The sequence below is a fragment of the Bacillus sp. FSL K6-3176 genome (genome assembly GCF_038003325.1).
Classification (GTDB): Bacteria; Bacillota; Bacilli; order Bacillales; family Bacillaceae; genus Bacillus; species Bacillus altitudinis.
Genome location: NZ_JBBOOX010000001.1, coordinates 2343586 through 2363329 on the forward strand (window position 1 = coordinate 2343586; position 19744 = coordinate 2363329).

The window sequence follows — 19744 nt, forward strand, 5'->3', positions numbered from 1 at the left end:
AACTCCTTATCCGTCTTACTCGCCTTTAAATGCGCGTTTCACCTTATCGAAAAAGCTCATTTCTTGTTCGTCCGGTTTATTTCCGCTCACTTCAGCAAATTTTCTAATGATATCTTTTTGATTTTCAGTTAAATTCGTCGGTGTTACGACGCGTACAACGATATGCTGATCGCCTTGACCATAACCGCGTACATTTTTTACACCTTTTCCTTTGAGTCTAAACTTCGTACCCGTTTGTGTGCCCGCAGGAACTTTTAATTTGACTTTCCCATGTAATGTCGGCACTTCAATTTCATCACCTAGTGCAGCCTGCGCAAAGGTAAGCGGCATTTCGCAGTAGATGTCATCTCCATCTCGTTCGAAGAATTCATGCGCCCTCACATGGAAAACAACAAATAGATCGCCTGGAGGTCCTCCATTTACACCTGGTTCACCTTGACCAGATACTCTAAGCTGCTGACCATCGTCCACACCTGCTGGGATCGTCACATTGATTTTCTTACGCTTACGCACTTTACCAGATCCACCACATGTTGAACACTTATGTTCAATTTGTTTACCAGTTCCGCTACAGTAGTTACATACTCTGCGGTTGACTACTTTACCAAATGGCGTGGATTGCTCGACATTTAGTTGACCTGATCCGTCGCAATGTGAGCATGTCTTCGCCTGTGTTCCAGGTTTTGCACCTGATCCATGACACGTTTCACATGATTCCTCGCGGGGAATCTCGATCGTTGCTTCTTTCCCAAATGCCGCTTCTTCAAATGAAAGGGTCATTGTATATTGAAGGTCCGCTCCTTGACGCGGTGCATTTGGATCTCTTCTTCTGGCTCCGCCGCCAAAAATACTAGAGAAGATGTCATCAAAGCCGCCGAAGCCGCCAAAGTCTCCTCCACCGCCAAATCCGCCGCCACCAAATCCTTGGTTTGGATCGGTGTGACCGAACTGGTCATAATGTGAACGTTTTTGATCGTCAGAAAGGGTTTCATAGGCTTCTTTTACTTCTTTGAATTTATCGTCTGAGCCAGCTTCTTTATTAATATCAGGGTGATACTTTTTTGAAAGCTTGCGGTATGCCTTTTTGATTTCGTCCTTTGAGGCGCTCTTACTCACGCCAAGCACTTCATAGTAATCACGCTTACTCATCTCTTCACACTCCCGATTTTCTCACATAAATACGATTGTATCATTTTAAATTGATCTTTTTCAATTCCTTTTCATCGTTGAAAAGAAAAAAGTCAAAGCCAAGAGATCCTGACTTTGACTTTCTGACGAGTACGTTTCAGCAGTCTTTTTCAAAAGTAAAGGTGATTATTTTTTCTCTTGATCGTCGTTTACTTCTTCGTATTCTGCATCCACTACATTGTCATCTGCTTTTTGAGCACCTTCAGCGCCTTCTTGCTGAGCTTGTGCTTGTTTTGCAGCTTCTTCATAGAGCTTTGTCGTTAATTCTTGAACGATTGTTTGTAGCTCATCTTTTTTCGCTTTAATGTCTTCAAGCTCGCCTTTTTCGATCGCAGCTTTTAGCGCATCTTTTGCATCATTCGCTTTTTTCACTTGCTCTTCATCGATTTTGCCTTCAAGATCTTTTAATGTTTTTTCTGTTGTAAACACTAATTGATCTGCTTCATTGCGCACTTCGATTTCTTCTTTTTTCTTTGCATCTGCTTCAGCATTTTCTTCTGCTTCTTTGACCATTTTTTCGATCTCATCATCAGAAAGACCTGAAGAAGATTTGATTGTGATGTTTTGCTCTTTGCCTGTACCCATATCTTTCGCACGTACGTTGACAATACCGTTTTTATCGATATCAAAAGATACTTCGATTTGTGGTACGCCGCGTGGTGCTGGCGGGATATCAGTCAATTGGAAACGACCTAATGTTTTGTTGTCTGCTGCCATTGGACGCTCACCTTGTAAGACGTGAATGTCTACAGCAGTTTGGTTGTCAGCAGCCGTTGAGAATACTTGAGATTTGCTTGTTGGAATTGTTGTATTACGTTCAATTAGCTTTGTGAATACGCCGCCCATTGTTTCAATTCCTAAAGAAAGTGGTGTGACGTCAAGAAGAACAACGTCTTTGACATCTCCTGTGATAACTCCACCTTGAATTGCCGCACCAAGTGCAACCACTTCATCAGGGTTTACGCCTTTATGAGGCTCTTTACCTGTTTCTTTTTTGATTGCTTCTTGTACTGCAGGAATACGAGTTGATCCACCAACAAGGATGACTTTATCAATCTCGCTAGCAGATAGACCAGCATCTTTCAGTGATTGACGTACAGGTGTCATTGTACGCTCTACAAGCTCAGAAGAAAGCTCTTCAAATTTAGCACGAGTTAAAGTTAACTCTAGGTGAAGAGGTCCTGCTTCTCCAGCTGTGATAAATGGCAGTGAGATTTGTGTAGAAGATACACCAGAAAGATCTTTTTTCGCTTTTTCAGCAGCATCTTTTAAACGCTGAAGCGCCATTTTATCTTTAGAAAGATCAATGCCGTTTTCTTTTTTGAACTCAGCCACTAGATGATCGATGATGACTTGGTCAAAATCGTCTCCACCTAGACGGTTATCCCCAGCAGTTGAGCGTACTTCAAAGACGCCGTCTCCAAGCTCAAGGACTGATACGTCAAATGTACCGCCGCCAAGGTCATATACAAGGATCGTTTGATCTTCATCTGTTTTATCTAAACCATACGCAAGTGCAGCTGCTGTTGGTTCGTTGATGATACGTTCTACTTCAAGACCAGCAATTTTACCAGCATCTTTTGTTGCTTGGCGCTCTGCATCGTTGAAGTAAGCAGGAACTGTAATAACCGCTTTTGTTACTTCTTCGCCAAGATAAGCTTCAGCGTAAGATTTAAGGTGTTGAAGGATGATTGCAGAGATTTCCTGCGGCGTGTAGTTCTTGCCTTCAACTTCTACTTTATAATCTGTACCCATATGTCTTTTAACAGACATGATGGTGTTCGGGTTTGTAATTGATTGACGTTTCGCTACTTCACCTACTTGGCGCTCTCCATTTTTAAAAGCGACAACAGATGGTGTTGTACGTGCTCCTTCAGCGTTTGCAATAACTTTTGGCTCGCCGCCTTCGAGTACTGCAACACATGAGTTTGTTGTTCCTAAGTCAATACCAATGATTTTACTCATATTCGATGACCTCCCATTATGTAGTTATTGATTTACTTTTACCATTGATGGACGAATAACTCGGTCTTTGAGTTTATAGCCCTTTTGCAATTCTTCTACAACGATGTTTGAATCGTAGTTTTCATCTTCAACTTGCATGACGGCTTGATGAAGGTTTGGATCGAACTCTTTGCCGACAGCTTCAATTGGTTCAACGCCTTCATTTTTCAACGCTTCTACCAGCTGGCGGTAAACCATTTGCATACCTTCTAACAAACTTTTCGTCTGCTCATTGTCTGGATCGATTCCAAGCGCTCTTTCAAAGTTGTCGAGAGCTGGGAGAAGGTCGCTGACAACATGTTGAGAACGATATTTTTGCACGGTCTCCACTTCAGTTCGAGCACGGCGTTTATAGTTTTCAAAATCTGCTTGAACACGCAGAATTTTGTTTTCTTTTTCATCTAGAAGCTGCTGCAATTCATCAATCTTCTCTTGGAAGGCAGACTGTTCATCGTGCTTTACTTCCTCAGTTTCTGCTTGAACTGCTTCTTCTTGTGCTTCAACCTCTGCTGCTTGCTCAGGTGTCTGTTTTTCTTCTGACATTGTGTTCACCTCCCTCAAAAGATTCAATTATACGAAGGGGCTGTGCCCCCACCTTTTATCACCCTACTCATCATACAAATTGGAAAGTGCGTTTGACAAGTCTTTTGATACATGATGCAAAAGACTAACGACTCGCCCGTAATCCATACGGGTTGGACCAATGACAGCGATGGAGCCGAGTGATTTTTGATCAATCGCATAAGTTGCTGTGATTAAACTGCAGTTCTCCATTGCTTCCAAATTGTTTTCTGAACCGATTTTAATGGTGATTCCTTGCTGATTTGGATGAAACAGCTGCATGACATCATTCTTTTGTTCAATCAGCATCATGAGTGAACGAATACGGTCAATGTCATGAAACTCTGGCTGGTTCAACATATTAATCTTCCCGCCAAAGAAAAGTTTTGATTCATTTTGTGTTGAAGTGAATGTGTTACCAAGCGCATCTAAAATATGATCATAGTCTTTTAAATGCGTGCGAAGGAGCATCACTACTTCTTTATACATCCTGTCCTTCAGCTGATCCATCGGGACTCCGGCTAAGCGGCTGTTTAAAATATTCATCAGCTTCTCAATATCGGAGACATCAAGATGCTCAGAGAAGGTAATGGTTTTGTTTTCAACATGCCCGCTGTCTGTAATCATAATCGCTACTGCTTTATTAGGCTGGACGGGGACAAGCTGAATTTGCTTCAATCGATTTTCACTTAGCTTTGGACCAAGGACAATCGATGTGTAGTTTGTGAGATCTGATAAAATTTCCGCCGATTTTTGAACTGTTTTTTCCAGCTCAAAAATTTTCTCCTGAAATACTGACTGGATGAGCACAAGCTCTTTAGATGACAGTTTTCGCGGAGAGAGCAAATGATCTACATAATAACGATATCCTTTTTCGGAAGGAATTCTTCCTGATGAAGAATGGGTCTTTTCAATAAAACCGAGTTCCTCCAAATCAGCCATTTCGTTTCTAATCGTCGCAGAGCTGAATGTAATGTCTTCTTTTTTGGAAAGAGTCCTTGATCCAACTGGCTGCGCCGAACGAATAAAGTCATTAATAATGACTTGTAGAATCAAAAGCTGACGATTTGTTAACATCATCATCACCCCTGTTAGCACTCTCTTTCAACGAGTGCTAATTGTATAAACAAAATTACCAAACTCAAATTAAAATGTCAATTATAACTCACCGAGAAACGCTTGAAATACTTCATTTCCTAACAATTTTCCTTTTCTTGTTAAATGAATGCCAATCTCATCCTGTTCAATGAGACCTTTTTCTGCTAATTCTTCAAGAATGGCGGGAAAGAGTGCTTCTGGTGATGCTCCAAATTTCGCTTGAAAGTGAGCACTTTTCACGCCTTCAATTTTCCGCAAACCTAAGAACATTTCTTCTTCGATCTGTTCTGCTTTTGTCACCTGATGCGTTTCCTTATATGGAAACCCTGTTTGTTCAATGAGCTCTAAGTAATGCTTCACTGGTCCAGCGTTCACATTACGGACGCCATCTACATACCCGTGCGCTCCAGCGCCAAAACCAAAGTAATCTTCGTTGCTCCAATAGGTGAGGTTATGCTGGCTTTCAAAACCTGGTTTGGCGTAATTGCTAATCTCATATTGTTTGAGTCCGTGCCGCTCCATTTCATCCATGACGAGCTCATACATTTCAGCCTCACGTTCTTGCGGTGGTAAATGCAGTTTCCCTTTTTGCATCAAATTGTAAAAGACCGTCTTTGGCTCGACAATCAGCGAATAAACCGAATAATGTTCTGCACCTAATGAAAAAGCGGTCTCTAGTGAATGCATGACATGATGCTTCTCTTGATGAGGCAAACCAAACATCAGATCAAGACTAATGTTGTCAAACCCAACTGCTCTTGCTCGCTCGAAAGATGTGAGAACATCTTTCTTTTGATGAACCCGTCCGATTTTTTTGAGCAGGTCATCTTCAAATGTTTGAACACCAAAGCTCAGCCGATTAACACCTGCTGATTTTAAGACATTCAATTTCTCAAGCGATAGTTCGTCTGGGTTTGCTTCTACTGCAAACTCGATTAAGTTCTTGGTTGGTTTTAATACGCGGTGAATGCTGTCCATAAGCTGATCTAACTGGCTGGTTGTCAGTGATGTCGGGGTTCCCCCGCCAATAAAGATCGTCTTTAGTTCTTGCTCCCCTTTTTGATCAATCGTGTGCTGCATTTCTTTTTCAAGAGCGGCTAAGTATTCATCGACCGGCTGGGTTTTTATGAAAAATTTATTGAAGTCACAGTAGTGACAAATGTGCTCACAAAATGGGATGTGAATGTATGCTGCTTTCATTTGTTGACACCTTCTTTACAGGTAAAGAGCCGCAGTTTATCGCTGCGGCCTCTTCGTTTGTTTTCGACTATAAACGTCAAGGCGAGCATTGTAAAGCAGGTTGCCTTGAGGATGTTATTTTTTCGGTGTGCTGTCGTCCATTTTCAGCACGGCCATAAATGCTTCTTGTGGGACTTCTACAGAACCCACTTGCTTCATGCGCTTTTTCCCTTCTTTTTGCTTCTCAAGAAGCTTTCTTTTCCGGGAAATATCTCCACCATAACACTTCGCTAGTACGTTCTTGCGCATTGCTTTAATGGTAGACCGAGCAACAATCTTTTGACCGATCGCTGCCTGAACTGGCACTTCAAAGTGCTGGCGCGGAATCAGTTCTTTCAGCTTTTCTACAATGATCTTTCCGCGTTCATATGCATAATCGCGGTGAACAATAAAGGAAAGAGCATCGATTTTTTCGCCATTAAGCATGATATCCATTTTCACTAGAGTGGATGGGCGATAGCCGATCAGCTCGTAATCAAAGGATGCATACCCTTTTGTATTGGACTTTAATTGATCAAAGAATTCGTATACGATCTCTGCCAGAGGAATTTCGTACACAATGCTCACGCGGTTTGCATCAAGATATTGCATATCAATGAAATTGCCGCGCTTTCCTTGGCAAAGCTCCATCACAGAACCAACATAATCATTTGGCACCATCATTGTTGCCTTCACGTATGGCTCTTCAATTCGCTCAATCTTTTGCGGATCAGGCAAATTGGATGGGTTATCTACGACAATTTTTTCTCCGTCTGTCATATACACATCGTAAATAACACTTGGCGCTGTCGTAATAAGGTCGATTTTAAATTCACGTTCAATCCGTTCTTGGATGATTTCCATATGAAGCATGCCAAGGAAGCCGCAGCGGAAACCGAAGCCAAGTGCTTGGGATGTCTCTGCCTCATATTGAAGTGAAGAATCGTTTAATTCAAGCTTTTCTAACGCTTCACGCAAGTCGTTATATTTCGCTGTGTCAATTGGATAAAGGCCGCAGTACACCATTGGGTTCAGCTTTCTATATCCAGGCAGAGCTTCTTTCGCAGGGTTTACCGCACTTGTGATCGTATCCCCTACTCGTGTATCACCAACGTTTTTAATGGCAGCTGTTAAATAACCAACATCTCCAACAGTGAGTTCGTCTGTTGGCATTGCTTTCGGTGTAAATACGCCGACTTCAAGCACTTCAAATTCTTTGCCTGTCGCCATCATCTTAATTTTTTGACCCGGTTTGACGGTTCCTTCGACAATTCGTATGTAAGCAATGACGCCACGATACGCATCGTAGAGAGAATCAAAAATGAGGGCTTGAAGTGGTGCTTCTGGATCTCCAGCTGGTGCCGGCACCTTTTCGACGATTTGTTCTAAAATATCCTCGATCCCGATGCCCGCCTTAGCAGAGGTAAGAACAGCTTCAGATGCATCCAACCCGATGACATCTTCAATTTCTTGTCTTACACGTTCAGGTTCTGCACTCGGCAGATCAATTTTGTTAATGATCGGCAGGATTTCTAAGTTGTTATCAAGAGCTAAATAAACGTTCGCTAGTGTCTGTGCTTCAATGCCTTGTGCTGCATCCACCACAAGAATTGCACCTTCACAGGCAGCTAGGCTTCGAGATACCTCATAGGTGAAGTCGACATGCCCTGGTGTATCAATCAGGTGCATAATATATTCTTCTCCATCCTTCGCCTGATATTTCAGCTGGACAGAGTTTAATTTGATCGTAATGCCGCGTTCACGCTCTAAGTCCATGGAATCAAGTAATTGTTCTTTCATTTCTCGTTGCGTAATCGCCGCTGTTTTTTCCAAAATACGGTCAGCCAATGTGGATTTCCCATGGTCAATATGGGCGATAATGGAGAAATTTCGAATTCTTGATTGCCGTTCTAATCGTTTTTCTTTATCTGTCACAATCTATCACTCCTACTATAAAACGCGGGTTGCGCTAGGTTAGATTATATCAATAGGGCTGTAAAGATTCAATCGAAATCAAGAAAAGCCGCTCATCGGTTAGCGGCTTTTGCGAAAAGGTGTGATATCTTATGAAATAACATCCAACATGATGCTTACAACAGTTTATTTACCATTCACCCAATCATAAAGTGTACGGGCTGCATGCGTCATACCTTCTGATAATGCTTTTCCGGCCTTAGAGAAGGCATTAAAGCTCTCCATTTCTTCTAGCTGCTTTTGTTTTTCTGCTAAGTCTTTTTGTGTGACAGCTGTTCCGAGGATAGAAGCTTCTTTTTCTTGATCATCATTCGTTTGGACAGTGAAGGCCCCTTTTAATTGCGGATCATGATACCCTTTCATTTGAAGCATGCCATTATTGGCTTGCTGCATTCCTAAAAAGACACCGAATAGCAATACGAGCGATAAAATAATGGTTTTTCCGATAAATGATCCCATGTCCTCCACCACCTTAAGACCGTTTTTTCTCATCCTTTGCTTTGCCGTCTACCTTTTCTGCGTCCCAGAAAATTTCACTGAACACATCAGCTGCTGCATTAGATGCGTTTTTCAGTTCTTCCATATTATTATCCACACCGCCAAATTCTAATAGGAGGGCTTTGTCAGATAAATCTTGATTATAGATTCCATTATCTCCAATTTCTCCTTTGGCAAACACACCGACACTAAGTCCTCTATATTTTTTCTCCATCAAATGGTGGAACTCTGTCGCCAGCTTTAAGTTTTTCTCATAGCTTTGATTCTTCTTCCCTACAACAAACGCGATTCTCGCATATTTCTTGCCTTTGATTTCTACTGTCGTATCTTTCTTTCTTCTTGAATCCCGGTGAATATCGATTAAGTAATCTAGGTCATCATTTTTAGCGAGAGCTTCTTTTACAACCAATCTGGATTCATTATATGATTGAGGATACTTCAACCCTTTTTTCAGCAGTCTTTTTTCAATTTCTGTTTTATCCACTGTGTTGCCGATTCCTTGCTGATCAAGCGCTTTACCAAACATCTCCCCGACAAGGGTGACGTTCACTTTTGAGTGGCGCGCATTGTTTGGGTTTGTTTCTCCTTTTAAAAATGGTAAATATGATTCCGTATTATGTGTGTGATAAATGTACACAGCTTTTCGTTTTCCTGTCGACTGGTCCGGCTCTTTTGCAGGCGTTTTCGGTTCATCTTCATCAAGCTTGTCCAGCTCAGCTAGATTTGCTTCTTTTTCATCTTTGATGACTTCACTTGGAGGCGGCGATTCCATTGGCATATTCGTATAGTCTGTACCTTCACCTGCTAGGATGATTTTTGTATCAAAATGTTCAAAGCCTGGCAGCTCTCTTCCTAGAAAACTGCGGGGGTCTTCTAAATTGATACTTGTGGCAAGTTTGAGTGACAGCCCAGAGAAATGAAATCCTTTTTGATCTTCAGGGACTGCTGAGGCAAAATATTGATTTTCCATCCCCATTAGAGTTGCAAAGAATGCCCCTGACAGCTCATCTGCCATACCATATAATGATGCTTGAGGCCTAAGCTCAGGTTTTAAAGACGTCAAAGCCCCTGACATGACAAACACAACCACCAGAGAGACAATAAACAAAAAAATACTCTTCACTACTTTTGTTCCATTAATCGCAACGACCAATTGTCGAGGACGGCGAGGTCTTTTTTTCATGATTTACTCCCTCCAGCACGCTTTCTAGTAATTACACTATGAGCGAGCTAGAGAAAGTAGAACTGATTAATGATTATAAGAACCCATGTTGTCTTGAGAGATTTTTTGATGAAGTGCTGTATTTAACCCATTGGCGAGTACGTTCGCCATGTCATCAATGAATGTATCCACTTCCTTCGGTGTGACCATTAGATTTTGTCCAAGTGGTGCAAGTACCTCATGGATCAACTGTCTTTTTTCTTCTTCAGGAAGCGTTCCGACGATTCCTAAAAAGGATTGACGCGTTTCATCATCTGGCAAATCTTCTTCATTCAGCACTTTTTTCTTCCCAAATGTCAGACCCGCTGGTACTAAAGATCGGGAAGGTCTATCATCTTTCAGTTCTCTACCAAAATGCTTTAACACGTAATCAATCGTGTCACTTGCGATCGTGACCGCATCGACCACTGTCGGTACACCAATGGCAATGACTGGAATCCCCAAGGTCTCTTTGCTTAATTCTTTTCGTTTATTTCCGACACCCGATCCTGGATGTATACCTGTATCAGAAATTTGAATCGTTGTATTCACCCGTTCTACTGCACGTGCAGCCAGTGCATCGATGGCGATCACAAAATCTGGTTTAGATCGTTCAATGACACCTTGTATAATGTCACTTGTTTCTATACCAGTCAGCCCCATGACACCAGGCGATAATGAAGACACTGGGCGATAGCCTTCCTGCACATTCTCAGGCTGTAATTCAAATAAGTGGCGTGTCACCAGCAAATTTTCAACTGTGAGCGGCCCTAAAGCATCCGGCGTGACATTCCAGTTTCCGAGTCCTACGACAAGACAGCTCGCATCAGCCTGAATGCCGTGATCTTTTAAAAATTGAGCAAAATGATGGGCAAAAACTTCAACCACTTTTTCTTGCATCTCAGAGTCTTTCTCCCGAATTCCTTGCGCCTCAAGCGTCAAGTATGTCCCTGCCTTTTTTCCGGTCAGCTCTTCTCCTTCTGTCGTAATCTCCACAGTGCGGATGCGGATGCCGTGCTCTTCCTTCTCCTTCTCAACAATTCCTTGAATACCGTCCTTTTTGACCACATTCGGATCGTTCTCTTGTTCTAGTATCTCTTTTGTTTCAACGGCCAAATCGGTCCGGATTTGATAAGCGCTTAAATCGAGTTTCTGTTTCTTCATGAAAAGGCTCCTTCCATCAAGTAATTAACAGTAGTCTTTCCATCTCTTTCAAGAAACATTCGAGCGCTTCATCAATGAAAAATACTTTACATTTATATTGCATTCTAAAGGTGTGTTTGATAGAATACAATTTGTTCTATTGTGAAGATTTAACCTTAAGACAATTGTGTTTAGGTTGTATCTTAGGAGGTGAAACACATGCCAAATATTAAATCAGCGATCAAACGTACAAAAACGAATAACGAACGCCGTGCACACAACGCAACAATCAAGTCTGCGATGCGTACTGCGATTAAACAAGTTGAAGTTTCTGTAGCTAACAACGATGCTGAGCAAGCAAAAGCTGCTCTTTCTTCTGCTGCAAAACGCATTGACAAAGCCGTTAAAACTGGTCTTGTACACAAAAACGCAGCTGCGCGTTACAAATCAAGACTTGCGAAACAAGTAAACGGACTTTCTGCATAATGATTGCAACGCCTCAGTGATGAGGCACCTGTTTAACTGTACGTCCGTCCTGAACGGCTCAGCCATAAGGACAGACTGGCAATTATACATCTAAACAAAAACGGCCCTCTTTTGAGAAGGTCGTTTTTTTATGTTCAAGCCCCTAATAACCGAAGCAGGAACAATTCTAATAATAGCTGCTTGTCCTTTTTACCCGTTTTCATTTCATAATCAATCGTGGAGAGCTCTTTGACGATGTACTTTAGCTCTTCTTCTGAAAACAGTCTTGCTTGATCCATCGCGAGTTTGACCCGGAATGGGTGAACTTTCAGGTTTGACGCAATTTGTTTTTGCCCGTATCCCTGCTGAGCAAAGTACTTTGTCTGCAATATCAACCGAAATTGATTTGAAATGAGTGCCAATATTTTAATGGGTTCCTCATTTTGCTTTAGGAGATCATAAAACATTTGCATCGCTTCAGACCGGCGCCTGTTCACGATTTGGTTAATCAGTTCGAAAATATTCTGCTCCAAACTTCGTGCAACGAGCTGATTGACATCCGCCAGCTCAATTTCCTCTCGCTGCCCAATATATGTACTTAGCTTTCGAACCTCTTGAAAAAGTGAGGACAGGCTCCCGCCACATAACATGACAAGCTGTTCTGCCGCTTCAGCCGAGATTGTTTTTCCTTCTGTTTTCACCAGCGTGATGGTGAAATCTGTTGTTTCTTTCGGATTTAACTCTTTCGCCTCAACCACAGCCGCTTTCTTTTTTAACAATTTGGTGATTTTCTTACGTTCGTCCAGTTTCTCATATGGCGCTAATAACACGAGAATCGTATAGGGTGCTGGCTTTTCTAAATAAGCTTCTAACACAGAAAGCTGATGCTCGATCTTTTCTTTTTTCTTTTCTGCAGTGAGGAAATAAGGGTTCTTGATCACAACGAGACGCCGCTCTCCCATAAACGGAAATGTTTCTGCGTCCGTCACAGCCTGCTCAAGCGGCACCTCTTCCATATCGAAGACAGAGTAATTAAAATCCTTTGTTTCTTCGTCGACGACAGCTTGTCTCAATTTTGCAGCTGTCTCTTGAAGTAAATACGTTTCTTTTCCATATAAGCAATAAACGGGATGGATATCCCCTTTTTTTAAATTGTTCCATACCTCAAAGACCATTCGCTTAAATCCCTCTCTTTCACTTCCTCCTCTATCCTAAAGTGTGTAGAGACATTAGTAAAGAGGAAGCTGAAAGTGCCGCCTCCTCATTTATAGTAAACGTCTCACGTAAGCTCCCGGGTCAGCTTACAGTCAGACGATATTCACAAAATGATCATGAAAATGGAAAACGGTTACTTTACCTTCTAGCAATTCCAAATGAGTTCAAGTATACTAAAAATAGCCAGGAGGGATGAAAATGAATGAATTTGAAAAGAATGTTCAAAGCAAGCGGAATGATGTGACCGACTCAGCTGTTGGTTTTATCGTCACATTCGGATTTTTCGCCTCAATGTTTATTTTGGCAACTGTGATACACCTCGTTGGATCTTAACTACATGAATGCAAGATGACTGCCGTTTTGGCAGTTTTTTTATTGATTTTGTAAGATATCATATGGAGGATGAGCGTAAAATGTTCCATCCTCTTCAAGAAATTCATAGGTCACACTTCCATCGATATCTGTACGATACACCCTTGTTTGATGATCATTTAATTTTTTCAAAACTTCTTGATGAGGATGCTGATACCGATTTCGTTCACCTGCTGAAATCAGTGCATATGACGGATTCAAATGCTGAAGCCATTCTTCACTTGTTGATCCTTTACTCCCGTGATGCCCAACCTTCAAGACATCCGCTCGTAGCTTGGGGTAAGCTTGAATGATGTCTCGTTCCCCTTCTTGTTCAAGATCCCCAGTCAGCATAAAACGCTTGCCGCCAAGCGTAAAGGTGAGGACCAGTGAATCATTATTTTTACTCGTCACCTGGTCACGTGCTGGATGCAGAACGTCAAATTTTTGTCCTCCAATTCTCAGCTGATCCCCTCTTTCCAACTCATCTACAGGAATCCGTTGATCAGCCGCTTCCTTTAAAAGCTGCGCATCCTCTGGATTTCGAGCAAAGCCTTTTGGGATTGCAAGGCGTTTGACTTTATTTCGCTTTATTAACCGCATCGCTTCTCCCATGTGATCTTGATCTGCGTGGGTAAGGATGAGGACATCAAGTTTTGCTATGCCTTTAGAATGCAGAAATGGAATAAGGGTTTGATCCCCAATTGTAGATACTTTACGTCTTTTTTTCCATGGCTCTTCTTCAAAAGAAAGCCTGCCTCCTGTATCAACTAATATATGCCCGGTTCGATAAGGTAGCTGAATAAACAAACTATCCCCTTGTCCTACATCTAACATCGTGACCTCTCCTTTTTGAAGAAAATTCGGCGTGAAATAGTGTACAGCCAGCACACAAACGAGAATCAAAATCGGCACAAGATAAGATTTGATAGAAGTTTTACATTCCATCACAATGAATAGAAAAACAATGGAGGAAACCTCTAGGAGCACATGCCACCATGTCGATTTCATAAAAATGAGAGTAAGACTATCGTAAGCAGCCATGTGTGCAGACAATTGATGACTAAACTGGATCACCCAATCAAGCAGCTGAAACAGTGTTTGTCCAAGCGGAAGATAAATGATAGATAAAAGAAAAAAGAATAAGGACAGAGGCATGACAACCATTGTATAAAAAGGAACAAACATCATATTTAAAGGAACACTCAGCAAGGAAAATTGTTGAAAATAATATAAAAGAACAGGAAGCGAAGCAAGCTGTGCAATCAAGGAAATGAGGAATAACTGCATCACCGAACTTTTTGCTTTTGATAAAATACTAGTGGATAGCAAAATAAATAAGGTCACCACAAATGACAGCTGAAAACCGACATCAAATATATAAAGTGGTTGAATAGCTAATAAAAGCAAGAACGCTGCACTTAACACGACCGCAGAAGGCTGTTTCATTTCTTTTGGCAGGCTTGTGATGACTAAATAAATTCCAGCCATGAGACAGGCTCTTAACACAGACGGTGCAGCACCTGTTAAACAAGCATAAACCGGCAAAAAGGATATTAAAAGAATACGTGCTGTCTCTCTTGTCACGCCAGCGCGGAGTAGACACCAAAATAAACAAGCGAGCAATGTTTGAACATGAAGTCCTGAAATGGCTAATAAATGAATGATGCCAAGCATTTGATAATCTCTTAATGTATCAGGGTCTATTAAATCACGATCGCCAAAAATAAGTGCCTGCACAATCCCAACAGAATTCTTCGGAACGTGATCTTCTAGAAATTTCAACCCCTTCTGCCTAATAGATGAAAGGTCATGTGAAGGGCTGTCATGTTTCGTGCAGCTTTTCATAGACTGCGTTAAGAAAATAGCATCAATGCCTTTTGTTTTTAGAAATTGATCATATTGAAAGCCATTCGGTATGGTTGCTTGTTTAGGCAACCGCATCTCACCTGTCATATGACAGCTCATACCTGGCCCAACATCTTTTAGCGCTTCTTTTTCACGCTCCGTTTGAATCGTATAAAATGCCGCTAGTCGACGATTCTCTGATGAAACAGTCGCTGAAAAGCGATTGCCATCTATTTTCGGGATCGTTTCAATCACAACCGAATGAGAAAATGCTTTTTCTTGCATGGGATGATCCGTTTCAAAAAACTGATGCACCATAAAAATGAGCATATAGATCGTTCCACACAAACTGACCATTAAAAAGAGCTGGGTTGTTTTTTTCAGCAGACTGAAAAGAAGAAATACTAGAAGAAAAAGGAGAAAATACAAATGAAGATGATATGCGGCCAGAGCAATTCCAGCAGCTGCTGAAATCGCCCCGAACGGCAAATACTTAAACATAGGAAGTAAATAATTGATTCGCCTTTTCATGCATTTGACGAATTTCTGTTTCGCTACGTCCTGATTCACTTAGTTTGCCTATTAAATCCGCAACAAAGGCTAATTTTTCTTGGTTTTTTAAGTCAATAATCATCTCATCTAGTTCTACCTGTTCTGTTTGAACTCCGGCCTGTTCAAATAAATCAACAGCATATGGATGATTTTTATAATCCTTCGCATAATACACTGTTCGAATACCTGCTTGAATAATCGCTTTACAGCACTGCAAGCAAGGAAAATGCGTCACATATATTTCAGCATCAGCCGTTGGTGCACCAAATTTGGCACATTGTAAAATAGCGTTCATCTCTGCATGGATTGTACGAACGCAGTGATGATCTATCACATAGCATCCTACATCTGCACAATGCACGTCACCGGCAATGGATCCATTATATCCACCTGCGATGATGCGCTTGTCTCTTACGATCGTTGCCCCAACAGCTAGCCGCTCACAGGTGCTTCGCAAGGCAAGCAAATGGCTTTGAGCCATAAAATATTGATTCCATGAAATTCTCTCCACGAGCTGATCCCTCCAGAATGATGGTTGGTATTAAGTGTACATGCCTTTCTTCTATACCGTCAATTCTACTTGACCGTCAGTTGATTTTTCAGCCGTTCAATGGTCTTCTCTCCAAAACCCGAAATATTCCGTAAATCTTCAATTTGCTGAAATTCTCCATGTTCTTCTCTATACGCAATGATGGCTTCCGCTTTGGCTGGGCCTATTCCGTTAATGGTCTGCAATTCCGCTGCATCAGCTTGATTGACATTCACCCCTTGACTCTTTTCATTTCCCGGCGGCGTATCAGCCGCTGCTGTTTGTCCCTGCTTGTCAGCCTCCCCCTTCTTTCGTACATAAATCATCATACTATCCTCTAATTTTGCTGCTTGATTGATGTCAACTATATCTGCCTTGCTCGTAAAACCACCTGCTCTTTTAATGGCTTCTTCAACTCTGTCCTCAGCCATAAATGCATAAACGCCCGGCTTCCGTACAGCTCCTTTGACCTCTACTACGATGGATGTTGGCTCTTTTTCTGCACTCTCTTGTTTTTCTTCTAAGGTGACTTGCGTTTCATGTTGTTCTTTCAATACACCTAGCTCGGCGCTGCCTTTCTCTTTTCCTGCTAAAAAGAAGAAACAGATGATGACGAGGATAATGATTCCCGCTATCAGATAAAGACTGTATTTTTTCAACGAAATGAGCTGCTTCACTTGTTCACGCTTCTTTCAATCATATTTTCACGCTGCTTCACATACTGTTTAGAAGATAACAGATCCTATGCGTCTAAGGAGGGAGAACGTTTGAATATAGGGTTAATCGGTACAGGAAACATGGGTACCATACTTACTGAGGCATTTATTGAATCAAAAGCAGTCAATCCCTCATCCATCACCATTACAAATCGGACCATCGAAAAAGCGTTCAATATAAAAAAGAATCACCCAGAGGTCGAAGTGACGAAACAGCTTTCAGGAGCTGTAACAGATAAAGATTTCATCTTTGTTTGTGTCAAACCACTTGATATTTATCCGCTTTTAAAAGAACTGAGCCCACTTTTAAAAGAACAGCAAACCATTGTCATCATTACAAGTCCGGTTCATCCTGAACAGCTTCAAGACATTGTTCCTTGTCAAACAGCCAGACTGATCCCAAGCATCACCAACCGCGCGTTATCAGGCGCCTCTCTTTTAACATTTGGTTCATCATGCAATGTCACGACAAAAGCAGCGCTCAGACAACTCGCTTGCCGCATTTCAACACCAATAGAAATTCATCATTCAATCACACGGGCAGCCTCAGATATTGTCAGCTGCGGTCCTGCCTTTATTAGCTTTCTTGTTCAGAAAATGATTGAAGCAGCTGTTGAAGAAACGGATATTTCAAAAGAAGAAGCCACCACCTTATCAGAAGATATGCTTGTAGGACTTGGCCGTTTGATTGAAAAAAGGGTGTATACCCTGCCTACACTGCAAGAGAAGGTGTGTGTAAAAGGCGGCGTCACCGGCGAGGGTATTAAAGCACTTGAAGCAGGTGTTCAAGATATGTTCCATCAGCTTTTCCAGAACACTCATGACAAGTTCGATGAGGATGTAGAAGCGGTTGCGCATCAATACCCGCCGAGTGTGTTTACTGATGATCTCAGAAATTAAACATGTTCGCAACAAGCGAAAAAAGGGTTTTAAAAAACCATCGTTCCATTAAACGATGGTTTTTGGTTTCTTCGCTGAAATAAAATATCTTTCTGCACATTCTTGAGGTGCTTCATTTGTAAAATCAGCGGTCACTTCAATCTGTTCAAAGCCAGCGGACTCAAGGAACGCTGCATATGTCTCAAAAGGAAATGTACGCTGTTCGTGCGTTTCATCATAACGCTCATACACGTCTCCGTCTTTTACAAAAAAGCTTAAATCATGAATGACCGAATATGGATGATCTCCTTGATCACTCTGCCAAATATAGCTGATCTCTTCATCTTGATCGGCATAAGTAGAGCCAGGAAATACCTCTTCCATTTTATAAGGGGTATGAACATCAAACAATAAAACCCCACCTGTCTCTAAAAGCTGAAACATGTTTTTAAAGGTTTTTTTGACGTCATTTTCGTTTTTTAGATAATTCAAAGAATCACAGCAAATAACCGCTGCTTGAAAAGTTTGTTCAAACCCCTCAAGCTCTCTCATATCTTGATGTAAAAATTGAATAGACTGCTTATGAGCCTGTGCTTTTTGCTGCGCAAATGCCAGCATCTCTTCACTTAGGTCAATTCCTGTGACCATGTGGCCTTTTGCAGCTAACCGAAGAGAGATCTCTCCAGTTCCACAACCTACATCGATAATCGCACTATTTGGCTTGATATACCGCTGTACCCACTGAACCCATTCATCATAAGGGGCATGTGTCATGAGCTCATCATACACACCTGCAAACCCTTGATAAATCATGAGTTAATGCCAAGCGAAAGCGTTTCTCTCGGCGCATCTCCCCAAAGCTTCTCTAAGTTATAGTATCCTCTTTCCTCTTTGTGGAACACATGAGCAATGACATCTCCTAGATCAATCAAGACCCATCTTGCTTCGTCAAAGCCCTCCATCTTTTTAACTTCGATGCCGCCTTCTTCTGCAAGGTGTTTCACTTCTCTTGCAATGGCCTGTACTTGTTTGTCAGAATTCCCGTGACAAATGAGAAAATAATCTGCAACAAGTGAGATCCCTTGCATATTCAGGGCAATAATATCCTCTGCCCGTTTATCATCGCACGCTCCAGCTGCGATGTTTAAAATTGATGATGCATCCATCAAAATTCCTCCTTAGTTGTTCTTTTGCACAAGTGAGTTATAAGTAGCAAGTGTATCTGGGAAAACTGGCTGATTCTTTTTCATTAAAAAGCTGACGGTGTTTTTTAAAGATTGAATCAAGGCAAGATCCAAATCCTGCTCTGCTAACTCTCTTACTTCCTCTACACCAGGAAAATGGCGTCCTGGCTCTATATAGTCGGCGACATAAATAACTTTTTCAAGCAATGTCATGTTCGGTCTGCCGGATGTATGGAATTCAATGGCTGTTAAAATATCTCGGTCGTCAATTCCAACTTCTTTTTTGACCAAATAGGCACCAACTGGGGCATGCCAAAGCTCAGGTGAATATTTAAGCAATAGAGGGTTCATCTGTTCTTGCTGGATGATGCCCTTCATTTCTTCTTTCGGTCTAAATTTAGCATAATCGTGGAAAATAGCCGCGACCTCTGCTTTTTTCACATCTACACCAAAACGTTCAGCTAATGAAATGGCCGTCTCCATGACCCCAATTGTATGTGTATATCTATGCTCTGTTAACTGCTGTTTGACACAGTTTAAAGCTTCTTCACGATTCATATAAATGATGCTCCTTTATATAACACTCAACAGCTTTCGGAATCAAATAATCAACAGGTTTCCCCTGCTTCATTCGCTGCCTAATCAATGTCGATGATACATCAAAAGCCGGAACATCTGCAAACAAAAGAGGATATGCCGTACTTCCTTCATAACCTGGTCTTTTCATCCCAATAAAGGTGATCATCTGAAGCAAATCATCGATTCTGTGCCATTTCGGCAAATACTCGACCATGTCCGCTCCAATCATAAAAAAGAACTCATCTTCAGGATGGCGCTTCTTCAACAGCTCAACCGTATCTACTGTATAAGATGGGCCCTCCCGCTCCATTTCAATAAGCTCAACTCGAAAATGAGGATTTGACTGAATCGCTTTTTCCACCATTTTTACGCGGTGATGACTCTCTGCTCGTTTTCGGCCCGTTTTATGAGGGGGCTTGTGATTTGGGATAAACCAAATTTCATCAAGCCCTACTTGGAAACGCACCTCACTTGCCATCAGCAAATGCCCATTATGCGGGGGATCAAACGTACCGCCGAACAACCCTATTTTTTTCATATC

Annotated in this window: 20 protein-coding genes; 3 read left to right on the plus strand and 17 right to left on the minus strand. The window is 41.7% G+C overall.

Annotated features, from left to right (window positions below; all coding sequences use genetic code 11):
* Nucleotides 1–15: 15 nt before the first annotated feature.
* The 9 genes from dnaJ to gpr all read right to left on the minus strand — a co-directional run bounded on the left by dnaJ (nucleotide 16) and on the right by gpr (nucleotide 10906).
* Nucleotides 16–1149, minus strand: coding sequence for a molecular chaperone DnaJ (gene dnaJ / locus MHB38_RS12185; RefSeq protein ID WP_341003504.1), 1134 nt, complete (start codon nucleotides 1147–1149; stop codon nucleotides 16–18).
* Between the two features lie 165 nt (nucleotides 1150–1314).
* Complete coding sequence (gene dnaK, locus MHB38_RS12190; RefSeq protein ID WP_076822238.1) at nucleotides 1315–3153, minus strand: molecular chaperone DnaK; 1839 nt, start codon at nucleotides 3151–3153, stop codon at nucleotides 1315–1317.
* Nucleotides 3154–3177: 24 nt separating this feature from the next.
* Nucleotides 3178–3735 carry a nucleotide exchange factor GrpE gene (gene grpE, locus MHB38_RS12195; RefSeq protein ID WP_008342471.1) on the minus strand — a complete coding sequence of 186 codons (558 nt, stop codon included), beginning with the start codon at nucleotides 3733–3735 and terminating at the stop codon, nucleotides 3178–3180.
* Nucleotides 3736–3798: 63 nt separating this feature from the next.
* Nucleotides 3799–4830, minus strand: a complete 1032-nt coding sequence (gene hrcA, locus MHB38_RS12200) for a heat-inducible transcriptional repressor HrcA (protein WP_008342473.1) — start codon at nucleotides 4828–4830, stop codon at nucleotides 3799–3801.
* Between the two features lie 81 nt (nucleotides 4831–4911).
* Nucleotides 4912–6051, minus strand: a complete 1140-nt coding sequence (gene hemW, locus MHB38_RS12205) for a radical SAM family heme chaperone HemW (RefSeq protein WP_050827431.1) — start codon at nucleotides 6049–6051, stop codon at nucleotides 4912–4914.
* Between the two features lie 114 nt (nucleotides 6052–6165).
* On the minus strand, nucleotides 6166–8004 hold the full coding sequence (gene lepA, locus MHB38_RS12210) for a translation elongation factor 4 (protein WP_008342476.1): 1839 nt from the start codon (nucleotides 8002–8004) through the stop codon (nucleotides 6166–6168).
* A 165-nt stretch (nucleotides 8005–8169) separates the two neighbouring features.
* Entirely contained in the window at nucleotides 8170–8502 is a 333-nt protein-coding gene (locus MHB38_RS12215; protein WP_017367631.1) for a YqxA family protein, read from the minus strand.
* 13 nt (nucleotides 8503–8515) lie between these two features.
* Nucleotides 8516–9724 carry a stage II sporulation protein P gene (locus MHB38_RS12220; RefSeq protein WP_341003515.1) on the minus strand — a complete coding sequence of 403 codons (1209 nt, stop codon included), beginning with the start codon at nucleotides 9722–9724 and terminating at the stop codon, nucleotides 8516–8518.
* Between the two features lie 66 nt (nucleotides 9725–9790).
* Nucleotides 9791–10906, minus strand: a complete 1116-nt coding sequence (gene gpr, locus MHB38_RS12225) for a GPR endopeptidase (RefSeq protein WP_008342483.1) — start codon at nucleotides 10904–10906, stop codon at nucleotides 9791–9793.
* Nucleotides 10907–11104: 198 nt separating this feature from the next.
* Here gpr and rpsT point away from each other — a divergent pair, with 198 nt between their 5' ends.
* Nucleotides 11105–11371 carry a 30S ribosomal protein S20 gene (gene rpsT, locus MHB38_RS12230; RefSeq protein WP_008342485.1) on the plus strand — a complete coding sequence of 89 codons (267 nt, stop codon included), beginning with the start codon at nucleotides 11105–11107 and terminating at the stop codon, nucleotides 11369–11371.
* Nucleotides 11372–11505: 134 nt separating this feature from the next.
* Here the strand turns inward: rpsT and holA are convergent, their stop codons facing one another.
* Nucleotides 11506–12525, minus strand: a complete 1020-nt coding sequence (gene holA, locus MHB38_RS12235; protein ID WP_017358025.1) for a DNA polymerase III subunit delta — start codon at nucleotides 12523–12525, stop codon at nucleotides 11506–11508.
* A gap of 238 nt (nucleotides 12526–12763) precedes the next feature.
* On the opposite strand from holA, the gene MHB38_RS12240 reads away from it, so the two are divergent.
* A complete protein-coding gene (locus MHB38_RS12240; protein ID WP_008342491.1) occupies nucleotides 12764–12898 on the plus strand; it encodes a YqzM family protein in 135 nt (44 codons plus the stop codon).
* Nucleotides 12899–12937: 39 nt separating this feature from the next.
* Here MHB38_RS12240 and MHB38_RS12245 read toward each other — a convergent pair whose 3' ends face one another.
* The 3 genes from MHB38_RS12245 to MHB38_RS12255 all read right to left on the minus strand — a co-directional run bounded on the left by MHB38_RS12245 (nucleotide 12938) and on the right by MHB38_RS12255 (nucleotide 16522).
* The gene (locus MHB38_RS12245) at nucleotides 12938–15265 is read right to left on the minus strand and encodes a DNA internalization-related competence protein ComEC/Rec2 (protein ID WP_341004302.1); all 2328 of its coding nucleotides are present in this window, start codon (nucleotides 15263–15265) and stop codon (nucleotides 12938–12940) included.
* Nucleotides 15258–15827, minus strand: coding sequence for a ComE operon protein 2 (locus tag MHB38_RS12250; RefSeq protein WP_008342495.1), 570 nt, complete (start codon nucleotides 15825–15827; stop codon nucleotides 15258–15260). The genes MHB38_RS12245 and MHB38_RS12250 overlap by 8 nt, the downstream gene beginning before the upstream one ends.
* A gap of 65 nt (nucleotides 15828–15892) precedes the next feature.
* On the minus strand, nucleotides 15893–16522 hold the full coding sequence (locus MHB38_RS12255; protein ID WP_202734337.1) for a helix-hairpin-helix domain-containing protein: 630 nt from the start codon (nucleotides 16520–16522) through the stop codon (nucleotides 15893–15895).
* Between the two features lie 90 nt (nucleotides 16523–16612).
* Between MHB38_RS12255 and comER the strand changes: the two genes are divergently transcribed.
* Complete coding sequence (gene comER, locus MHB38_RS12260) at nucleotides 16613–17461, plus strand: late competence protein ComER (protein ID WP_039964044.1); 849 nt, start codon at nucleotides 16613–16615, stop codon at nucleotides 17459–17461.
* 48 nt (nucleotides 17462–17509) lie between these two features.
* Here the strand turns inward: comER and MHB38_RS12265 are convergent, their stop codons facing one another.
* Genes MHB38_RS12265 through MHB38_RS12280 form a run of 4 tightly spaced genes read right to left on the minus strand, consistent with a single transcriptional unit; the run spans nucleotide 17510 to nucleotide 19741 of the window.
* The gene (locus MHB38_RS12265; RefSeq protein ID WP_202734336.1) at nucleotides 17510–18253 is read right to left on the minus strand and encodes a class I SAM-dependent DNA methyltransferase; all 744 of its coding nucleotides are present in this window, start codon (nucleotides 18251–18253) and stop codon (nucleotides 17510–17512) included.
* Nucleotides 18250–18606 carry a ribosome silencing factor gene (gene rsfS / locus MHB38_RS12270; protein WP_008342502.1) on the minus strand — a complete coding sequence of 119 codons (357 nt, stop codon included), beginning with the start codon at nucleotides 18604–18606 and terminating at the stop codon, nucleotides 18250–18252. The genes MHB38_RS12265 and rsfS overlap by 4 nt, the downstream gene beginning before the upstream one ends.
* Nucleotides 18607–18618: 12 nt before the next feature.
* Complete coding sequence (gene yqeK / locus MHB38_RS12275; RefSeq protein WP_017367637.1) at nucleotides 18619–19182, minus strand: bis(5'-nucleosyl)-tetraphosphatase (symmetrical) YqeK; 564 nt, start codon at nucleotides 19180–19182, stop codon at nucleotides 18619–18621.
* The gene (locus MHB38_RS12280; protein ID WP_045034392.1) at nucleotides 19172–19741 is read right to left on the minus strand and encodes a nicotinate-nucleotide adenylyltransferase; all 570 of its coding nucleotides are present in this window, start codon (nucleotides 19739–19741) and stop codon (nucleotides 19172–19174) included. The genes yqeK and MHB38_RS12280 overlap by 11 nt, the downstream gene beginning before the upstream one ends.
* Nucleotides 19742–19744 lie beyond the last annotated feature (3 nt).